Annotated in this window: 1 pseudogene; it reads right to left on the reverse strand. The window is 56.2% G+C overall.

From position 1 onward, the window contains the following. Nucleotides 1-1,146: 1,146 nt before the first annotated feature. A pseudogene (locus tag CRT23_RS27430) lies at nt 1,147-1,478 on the reverse strand (transposase); the annotation flags it as partial. Between the last annotated feature and the right edge of the window lie 366 nt (nt 1,479-1,844).

Raw genomic sequence — 1,844 nt, forward strand, 5'->3', positions numbered from 1 at the left:
ATCTGCGTTTGTGTTGAGATTGCTCCGCCCGTTGAACTCCTCGCTGAAGCTGAGAGTTCGGTTTGATAGATCGAGCATACTTATATTCCCCAAGATAAGATTTTATTACCTTATTATTGCTTTTATTCCCGCCATTTTGCGACGGAATATGGCCAAGCTATGGCGAAGGGCAGCGACAATATCAGACCCACATATTTAACAGTATAGAAAACTTCTTCTCCGGATAAAAAAGGTAAATCTAACTATAATTATACCGTTATGATAGTTAATCAGCGATATAGAATCATATTATATGCCTAATAATAGGTCTTTAACCAAGTTACGGAGTTTGCACTGTCGCACCGAGAGGTTTTGCACAAAGCGTCAAGCTTCTACACAGAGGGGCAAAGCGACCCCTTCATCCGCGCAAAACATCGAAGCTTAAAAAATTTGTGCAACGGCTTCTGCCAAGTACCCTACTGCGCTTGCAAAGCTTCTGATCGTATATATATCGGAGCTGCATACCCCCAAGGTATTGCATTTCGACTTGAGCGCGCTGGCAACAGCGCGCTCTTTTTCTACTTACCCAATGCATAGATACGGACAAAACGTACAGGTTGGCGCGCAATCTTCTCTGCGTCTACAGCCTTTTAGCGTAGCGCCTTTGAAAATTCCGTGCCCCTCGGTGCGCTAGCGTAGAATTGCAATAGCATCCGTTGTCCCACTGCAAATGCGCACTTCATGCTTTGAGCGGTCCAGCACGGCAGGATACCTTTGCGAGACGTGCATCAGGCTATGGAGAAGGAGGATCACGGTGCGTCGCTCGCCTACGCCGGCTTCGTTGACGAACAGCGCCGGCAGGCGCTCGAAGAGCGGTTTAGAAACGCCGTTGCCGACATACCAGTAGCTCTCGCTCGTAGCAGGTGCGACGAAGGCGGTGCCGTAGAGCCATTCGTAGCGGTGGTAGCCGAGCGCGGTGGGCCGCTGCCCGCTCGGGGCCCAGATCCGGCATTCGATTGGCTTCGGTCCAATGCGGTGCTCGTCCGTGCAGAGGGCCGCGACCGGCCGGCCGGGGAGGTGTGCTTCTTCTTCGGCGAGGGTCGCGGCGAATTTTTTAGAGGGCGGCCAGTGCCTCGGGGCTCGCGGCGGTTGAGCTTTTTGGGCGTGGGTGACGTGCAGGGCCACGACCTGACCAGACGTGTCCACCGCTAGATGCCCCTCCGAACCCCGCTTGCGCTTGGCCCCGTCATGTCCCGCTCCCCGGGCGAGGAGCGTGAGGTCCAGCGGTCCGTCACCACTGCAGGCGGTTCCGGCTCATGCACTACGGTCAGCCAGCGCTGCGTCCCCTGGTAGACCGCTGCCCAAGGCGGCAGATCGTGGGGCTCGAACCGCCACGGCGCACCGTTTTCACCATGTAGCGCAAGCCGTTGAATACCTTGTGTAGGTCGTGGTCGCGCTGGCTCAAACTTCTCCGGCAACAGAGCCAGATACGGCGCCACGAACGCCTACTCCTCATCAGATTTGTCAGGAGGATGGACGGGGTGAGAAGGTGCCATCTGTGCCAACGCCAAACCTGCCTGCAATTACATAACAGCCTCTACTGGCTGAAACCTGACAGTTGAGTTCGTTTTAGGGTTCGGGTTCGGCTGAGTTCTGCAAGTCTGGTGGGTGCGCAGCAATAAATCCCTCACGCCTTCCCGCTCAGGTGCAGGACAAGGCCTCGACGTATAAGGGGCCGTGCAGCAACCCGTTAACGCCGTCAACTCCGCCGGAGCCATCTCTCCTCAGATGGGGGAGAGGCCCCTGCGGAGCTGAGGAGAGAACGGGAGGGAGGGTGCGTCTCAGGCGAACAGGAAGTCGGCGGC

Origin of the sequence: Methylobacterium sp. V23 (assembly GCF_002917135.1) — a bacterium.
Classification (GTDB): Bacteria; Pseudomonadota; Alphaproteobacteria; order Rhizobiales; family Beijerinckiaceae; genus Methylobacterium.